The 8119-nt window shown below is 33.2% G+C and carries 5 protein-coding genes and 2 pseudogenes; 1 reads left to right on the top strand and 6 read right to left on the bottom strand.

Annotated features, from left to right (window positions below; genetic code table 11):
- From AC1DTM_RS14250 to AC1DTM_RS14225, 6 genes and pseudogenes are all read right to left on the bottom strand, one after another.
- Nucleotides 1–100: pseudogene (locus AC1DTM_RS14250) on the bottom strand (IS6 family transposase); the annotation flags it as partial.
- Nucleotides 101–221: 121 nt separating this feature from the next.
- Nucleotides 222–506, bottom strand: a complete 285-nt coding sequence (locus tag AC1DTM_RS14245; protein WP_088099831.1) for an ArsR/SmtB family transcription factor — start codon at nt 504–506, stop codon at nt 222–224.
- A 28-nt stretch (nt 507–534) separates the two neighbouring features.
- A complete protein-coding gene (locus AC1DTM_RS14240; RefSeq protein WP_088099830.1) occupies nt 535–783 on the bottom strand; it encodes a hypothetical protein in 249 nt (82 codons plus the stop codon).
- A 202-nt stretch (nt 784–985) separates the two neighbouring features.
- Nucleotides 986–1693 (bottom strand): annotated as a pseudogene (locus tag AC1DTM_RS14235) (IS6 family transposase).
- Between the two features lie 95 nt (nt 1694–1788).
- Entirely contained in the window at nt 1789–3018 is a 1230-nt protein-coding gene (locus AC1DTM_RS14230; protein WP_088099829.1) for an AraC family transcriptional regulator, read from the bottom strand.
- 1380 nt (nt 3019–4398) lie between these two features.
- Nucleotides 4399–5106 carry an IS6 family transposase gene (locus AC1DTM_RS14225; protein ID WP_477000378.1) on the bottom strand — a complete coding sequence of 236 codons (708 nt, stop codon included), beginning with the start codon at nt 5104–5106 and terminating at the stop codon, nt 4399–4401.
- 1362 nt (nt 5107–6468) lie between these two features.
- On the opposite strand from AC1DTM_RS14225, the gene AC1DTM_RS14220 reads away from it, so the two are divergent.
- The coding region (locus AC1DTM_RS14220; protein ID WP_477000377.1) for a Cna B-type domain-containing protein at nt 6469–8119 on the top strand (1651 nt) is incomplete at its 3' end.

Raw genomic sequence — 8119 nt, 5'->3', positions numbered from 1 at the left:
GGTTACGGAAGCTCAAATTGTACCGTAGGTACCACCTTACTGTTAATAAGATTAGTTCAGGCTGATAATGCTTCCATTTAAACAAATTTTCCTTTTCCATACTGATCACACACCTTTTTTAGAGTCATACTATCAGTATGTCCAAGTTTAGGAGATTACTTGCAAGAGCTTTAGAGTTTTTGCACCAGAACCTACATGTTTTCTCCTTTACGTATAGGGTTTTAATTTTTATAATTTAATAATATTTCCATAATTGCTTTTGCTTTAGGGTTTTTTATGAAATAGTACACTTCATTCCCTCTCCGTTCTGAGTCTACTATATTACCTCGCATTTTGGATAATTGCTGTGATGTATATGCTTGGGGTAGATCCAGGGATCGCAGTATCTCAGAAACATTGTATGTATTGTTAGGGTATAGTTCGCATAAAATACGAAAACGAGTAGGATTTCCTAATAGTTTCATCATTTCCATATCTTCTTCTAAGTAATCTAAATGAGTCTTCATATATAATTCTCCTTAATATAGTAGTAAGTTAGGCTAGTAAGTATAGTGCGTATGAAACAAGAGCAGTAGCCATTACTACACCTGAAATACCTATTCCAATAGCAACTATGCCGATAAACATGTTATATAAAAGATAGAATCCAAAACTTAGGGTAAGCACTAAAAAGAGTAATTGAATTAGTTGTATTGTGAGTATTGGGAATGGTATATAACTTACGATGATTAGGAATGCTATATAACTTACGATGATTAGTCCGATTGCTATAATTGCTCTCATACAATCTCCTCCGTTTAAAATATGTGCATTTGTGTAAAAGTGTAAGTGTAAATGTACACATTTACACAATGTATTATTTTTTCTTCTTTTTAGCTTCTTTAATAGCAGCTTTTCACCTAAAAGCTCATACGTATATTGAGGTTCTGGTGCAAAGATTGCATTTATTTGAAAGAGGTAAATAGATTCCTAATGGAATCTATTCTTATCCAGCCATTCCGAATAGTTGATGAATAAACTTCATTTCATTTTGGACAGACTTGTCCCGTAAAATAAGTTGGCCTTTTTTTATGATATGCATCGCTTCTATTCCTGAAAGAATAGATTTATCTGTACGAAAAGATTTCAATCCTAACATTGAACGAACTCTCTTTTTAATAAAACGATGATCTTGCTCTACAATGTTATTAAGGTATTTTGTCTGCCTTATTTGGATGCCTACAGGCATCTTTTTCTCTTTCTTCAACTCTTCAATCGCTATAGTATAGGCCGGGTTTTTGTCTACTGTAATCACACGGGACTTTGAAACATGAAAAGACTGCAAAGCTTTCTTGAAAAAACGCTTTGCAGCCCTATGATCTCTTGTTTTGCTTAAATGAAAATCAATTATATTTCCTTTTGAATCAACAGCGCGATATAGGTACATCCATTGACCTTTGACTTTCACATACGTCTCATCGACTCGCCAAGAATCATTGGTTGATTTAAGATGACGTCGTACACGCTTATCTAATTCGGGACCATATTGATGAACCTATCACATGATAGTTGTATGAGCAAGGGATAGCCAACGTTCTTCCATCATTTCGACTAAATCACGAAAACTGAGGTTGTACCGTAGGTACCATCTCACAGTTAATAAAATAATATCCGGTTGATAATGTTTCCACTTAAATATAGTCTCCTCTTCCATACTGTTCACACACCTTTTATAGAGTAGTACTATCAGTATGTCCAAGTTTGATAGACCATTTTCATATACTTCAAAGTTTTGGCACCAGAACCAACTTATATTACGGTATGTTGTTCACGATATTGTTTAGGAGTCATGCTGGTGAATTTTTTGAACACTCTTGTGAAGTAACTTTGATCATTAAAGTTAAGCCAAGCACAAATATCTGATAATGGATAAGAAGTTAATAGTAATAGTTTTTTTGCTTCTTCAATTCGTTCTCTCTGAATATATTCACTGAAAGAAATTTCTACTTCTTTTTTAAATAATCTAGATAAATAAGTAGGGGTAATATTCAAAAGTTTAGCGAGATCATTGAGAGAAACTTCACGATAAATGTTTTTATTAATATAATCTAGGCATAAAGTAATCATATTTGAATACCTTTTAGAATTATATTCTTTAACATGATCAGCAAAAGTGCATAAAGCATCTTCGATTACTCGATTTATTGAATACATATTGTCTAATTGTTCGAGAGCTTGTATATATAGCTCACTAAGTGAAAAAGCGATTTCTGATGGAAGATTACCATCTATCGCATACCGGGTAGCTAATGTAATTGCAATAATACCGTTATTCTTTTGGTTTCTAAGCTGACTCGTATTTGATAAAGTAGCAGCGTTTTCTTGAGGGAATTCATATGCATACTGTATTAACTTTTGTTTATTTCCTTCTTTAATTGCTGTGAAAAATTGTCTTTCTAATGTTATGTCGTAATATTTCGAACTATTCTGTCGCTGTGATGAAATATATAAATCAGGATTGATAGCTGGATAGGATCTTTGTTCTAGAGATTTATTCCTTTTCCAAACAGTATTTACATCTAATTTTTCTTTAGAGATTAGAGAATATAATAAAATTCCTATCTGAATTAAAGTGATTTTTTTCATCACAGGAATGGAATTATAGTAGGAAATCCCATCTGGTATACTAGCACTGGAATTAAACTCTTCCATAAGCTTAATAACCATATCTTTAGATACTTGTGGATACATAGAAGGGCCAATAATAAGAGTACCATCCTCATATTTATGATCTGTTATGTGAATCAACACATAATGTTCCAAATACTTGTTGGTTTTTACTAGAGGAAAATTATAGAGGTCATTTTTTTGATAAAGTTCATTCAATGATTCTTCTATAGAAGAATCAAAAGGGTTATAAATATCATTGGAACTAAATTTATATAAGATATTTTTGTCTGGGGATAAAAAATGAATAGGGACTTTGAATATTTGATATATTAGATTGCAAAAATGTGATATATCGGCTTGATTATTCATGGTATCCTCCTCCTATTAGATAAAATGATAAATTTTTAGATTTTTAGCATAAGAAATGTATCCAATGTGATTTGTATTCATATGCAAATCGTAGATCAAGAGTATCATTTCATTAAGAAACCCGTATGATCTGTGTTAGAGTTCAAACTATTTGAATTAGAATCTTTTCTATTGTCAGAAGTTACAATCGCATATTTGATAAAAAGGACAGATTAATTTATAGGAACACTTTATGAAAACTTGCAAAGCATTCACTAGACAGGTGTTTGGAATTATTGCATAGAATATGATTTGATTAGGAACCTATTCTTAACTGTGCTCTTCATATATTTATTTCAAAACCTTTATTTACATATTATGGAAGTATCCTCTTATATTTAATGCTGATTTTTCAACTGTTCAAAGTGAAAAACTTCACACACTACTTCAACAACAGAAATATTCCTTTGTAAGGATAATAGCATAGCTTCTTTATATAGGATTGTAATCTCCTTCCGGTTATATTGCTTTTCGCTGTAAATTATTTGTGATTCAGAAGATTTAGGATTGAAAATTCTATAATAGTACATATCATTCTCCTATTATTTATACTGTGTTAAATTTGGCCTATTAATTTTACGAGATAATACAGCCTATCTAAGTCGTATTACAAATTACATGTTTGTAATTGCTGCTAGTGAACTGATAAATAATGCTTTTCCAATACTTTACTTTCATCACGATATTTTAGAGAAAACGAAATAGTAGCTTACAGTTGCTAAAGTAATACCTAGATTGGTACAGAAAGCGCGACAGAATTAGAAATCTTTTGATTTTGAAACGACGTTTTTTAAACTGCAATTATTTTTATTCGAACCCTAAAATGAAGCTTATTTAGCAAATAATTTTTAAATAAAAATAAACTTTGGATTGACTTAAATATATGTGGACTAAAAAAAACAATCTGTGTGCGTATACTTGTAAATTTTCACAAGTGTGTAGAACTTTATAAGAAAAAGTGTATTTCTTTCCGTTCAAACAGAATGTTTGAAGCTCTCTTTCTAAATTAATGAGTTATTAACTCTTAAATAATAAGCGTTTTCGAGAAAAGAATATGGTAATATTTTAAGAAAAATTTGATTTTTTTAATGATTTATGGCAGTTTGACTTTTTAGTAAAAGTTGATGCTAGTATAAATGTAAGAAGAATAGAGGCGAGAGTAGGTACCCAACCGAATCCTATTTTCTGTAACAGGTCTAAGTACTCGATGAATAGACTTTTTCTAAGTTTTAAGTGCATGCGATCAGATAAAATAATCTTTTTCTCATTTAAAAAAGCGGTTCTGGTGCAAAGATAAAGTAGACGAGAATATAGCGCATATATTTCTAGCGKAATTGTATTTTATGCTGTTAGCCCAAACAATTGATGGATGAACTCTTTCTGATTTTGGACAGACTGATCCCGTAAATCAATCTGTTCTTTTTTAATCATATGCATGGCTTCCACACCACTYAATATAGAAGTTGCAGTTTTAAATGATTTAAACCCCRACATAGGACGCAMACGTTTCTTAATAAAACGATGATCTTGTTCCACTATATTATTGAGATATCTAACTTGCCTTATCTTTATGCCTTCRGSCATATGTTTCTCTTCTTTCAACGCTTGAATCRCTACAGGATAGGCAGGGTTCTTATCTACTGTTATCACACGAGGTTTAGAAAYATACGAAAAAGCCAAGGCTTTCTTGAAAAAGCGCTTGGCTGCTTGYTTATCTCTTGATTTACTTAGATAAAAATCAATTGTATTACCCTCTGAATCAACTGCACGATATAAGTACATCCATTGCCCTTTTACTTTAATATAGGTTTCATCGRCTCTCCACGAATCATTTGTTAATTTAAGATGMTGTCGTACTTTCTCTTCTAATTGAGGCCCATATTGATGAACCCAACGCATAATGGTTGTGTGAGCCATTGATAATCCTCTTTCCTCCATCATTTCCACSAGGTTACGGAAGCTCAAATTGTACCGTAGGTACCACCTTACTGTTAATAAGATTAGTTCAGGCTGATAATGCTTCCATTTAAACAAATTTTCCTTTTCCATACTGATCACACACCTTTTTTAGAGTCATACTATCAGTATGTCCAAGTTTAGGAGATTACTTGCAAGAGCTTTAGAGTTTTTGCACCAGAACCGTATTTTAAATGTTTGATAGATTAAATGACAAGTGTATCTTATAGCAATCAAATGAACATGTTGCAACATAATACTCAATCCATAAATTATTTCCAATGTATATTAAAATGTTCCTATATTTATGAGGATATTACCATAAAAAATCTTATTAATTTAATAAAATGATAAGAGTAAGTAATACATGCTAAAAACATTGAGAAAGGAAAGTTCGACTTATTTCATGTTATAGCTGTCAAGTTACTTATAAAAATTGTTGATATGTGTAACACATATTTCAAAAAAGCAAGGGAGGCGAAGATAATCCAAAGCGTGAAACTTATCTATGAATGGAGAGGAAAGAGATGAGTGAACAGCAAAATGAAAGAGAAATTTGTACTAGAAGCAATCTAGAAACAATGGATAGGAGGAAGAAATAAGGTATGGTGCGTGACGTTAGACAGAAATCGAGTTTACTCGAGGGATTGTCTGGATTAACGATTTAAGTTAGTAACAACTGAAACTGTGAGACCACGGTGGGATACCCGAACAAATCCCATGACTAGATGGCTGTTAATACTCCCCCATGCGTAATTGGTAACGAATGTGTGTGAAGCGGGGTGAAGTCGCATCGAGTAGCCCTAACAGGTGAAGCTGAGGAAAGGTTAAACATACTGCGAAAGTGATGCGGACAGGGATCTATTATATATGGTCAGAATTTGAAGTATCAATGACGAACTGCCGAATGTACGTCTCGTAAATCTGTTCCTAGAAATGGGCATAAATATATTACCTCCAAAACAAATATCATACGGTTTGTGATGGATAAAGCTAAAGGGTTGCTTTAACTTCATATGAAGTGGTAATCGGGGCAAAGGCAGGACCTACGTATAGTTATATACCTAGCAGTTTCGGAACGTCAGAAGTCCCTAACGATATAGTAATAACTTGAGGAACAGCAAGCATAAGCTGTGAAAGAGTTATGAATAGGGATGGCAGCAGGGGTGTAGTACCGACGAAACTCTGATAATAAGGAGTGGAGGGAAGGCCCCGAGTTTAATGAACAGGTGACTTACATAAAGATAATGTATTATACGAACCTTGGGCGATCTGTTGCGTTTTTATCGTAAAGATAGCGTATTATACGAACTGTTTATTAGATGGAACGCCGTGTGCGATGAAAGTCGCACGCACGGTGTGGGGTGGGGGAAAAGCTGGAGATCACTTCAAAAGTTTACCTATTACCATTATTTTAAAAAAATAACTTCAATTTTTTCAATCATGATGATCTTTATGTTTACTATAGGTCAGAGTTTGCTGCCTATAATAGCTCATGCAGATACGCAGGTAAATGGAGATAAATATATTACAAAAATAGAACTTAAAAAAGAAAAAGATGGTAGTAAGATCATTAATGGAGATACACTGAAGAAAGAGGAGAGACTAGATTTATTTTATGAGTTTTCGGTAGATCCCAATGATCAATATAAAAATGGAGATACAGTTGTATTTTCCATTCCAAAAGAATTTCAAGTTGTAAGTAATTTTAGCTTTGATATGAATAGCCCGACAGGTGAGAAAGTTGCTACGGCAAAAATAGTTGGAGATAAAACATCTGGATATCAAGTACAGATGACATTTGTAACTGACTATATAGAGAAAAATTCATTATTTAGTGGGATGATGGACTTAAAATGTATTTTAAATGATACCTATGTTCAAAAAGGAGAGAACACAATAAAGTTGCCAACTGACTCAATTACTATTAATTTTGACACTTCCTCTTCAGGCGGCGGTGGTGGTTGGGATGGAACTAATGGGGGGAATAGTTCGGAAAATGTAAAAACAGGGAAAATTAGGAATACTTCTGTCAGTGACCCGCCTAAAAGTCCTGGTGACTTCATGCTGTGGAATGTAGATTTGGGAAGAGATACTATTTTGGGGATGGCTGGTGTGGATTCTTTTGATAAAATAGAGTCTATATATATTGCAGATGCTCCTAAAAATCAACGCCTAGTTGTAATGAGTGATCTTTATAATGGCTGGGAAGGTTTTGCTTATTGTGAAGGATATTATACAACCATGCGTTTGGAAACTGGCAAAATATCCCAAGATGAAATGGGAGTTTCGTCAGATTTAAAATCTTTCAATATGGATGTTTTACCTAGAATTAAAGCTATGGAAGACAAAGCGATCGCTAAAAATTCAGTTTTTAAACAGTTTACTCTTCAGTATTATACACGCCCAGAAAATAATGTTTTGGCTGGAACTCAATTAGAAAACAAAGCTACTATTTCTATAAAATTAAAAGGATCAGATGTGCCTAAAACATGGACGCTTTCTAATTCTGTAACTTGGAATGAAGGAGGCGGTTCAATAGTAGGAAAGGTTGCTGGTGTACGAATTAACAAAATAGATTCTCAGGACAGCCGACCTTTAAAAGATGCTCATTTTGATTTATACCGTCAAAATAAGGATGGAACGAGTACGAAAATAAGTGAATTAGTAACCAATGATGCAGGTGTTGCTCAATATCCTAATGACAACAAGACTGGACTAACTATTGGGAACTATTATTTAGAAGAAAATGCTGCACCATCTGGATATCTTTTAGACAAGAAAAAACACAATTTTTCAATTTCTGATAAAGATATCGCAAAGACAACAGACAAGGGAATTTTTTACTTAGATGAAACGATTCGAAATAGTAAGGCAACAACRGTAGAAGGRACAAAGACTTGGAAGGATGGAGACGGARCAGGTCGTCCAGAAAARATCMAAGTAGACTTATMCCAAAATGGRACAGTRATTCAAACACAAGAAGTAACAGCAGCAAACAATTGGAAGTATGCGTTTAAAGATTTAGCAGCTAATGATGAAAACGGAGCAGCGTACAAGTATGAAGTGAAAGAAGAACCAGTAGCGGGATATAAATCTATAAATC

The organism is Bacillus sp. P4_D3 (assembly GCF_056401855.1).
The sequence above is the reverse complement of the archived record's forward strand: the minus strand, read 5'-3'. Positions and strand labels throughout refer to the sequence as shown.

Bases quoted from the DNA above. Each gene is read 5' to 3' on its own strand.
- AC1DTM_RS14245 (WP_088099831.1), bottom strand. From the start codon at position 506: ATGAAGACTCATTTAGATTACTTAGAAGAAGATATGGAAATGATGAAA.
- AC1DTM_RS14230 (WP_088099829.1), bottom strand. From the start codon at position 3,018: ATGAATAATCAAGCCGATATATCACATTTTTGCAATCTAATATATCAA.
- AC1DTM_RS14240 (WP_088099830.1), bottom strand. From the start codon at position 783: ATGAGAGCAATTATAGCAATCGGACTAATCATCGTAAGTTATATAGCA.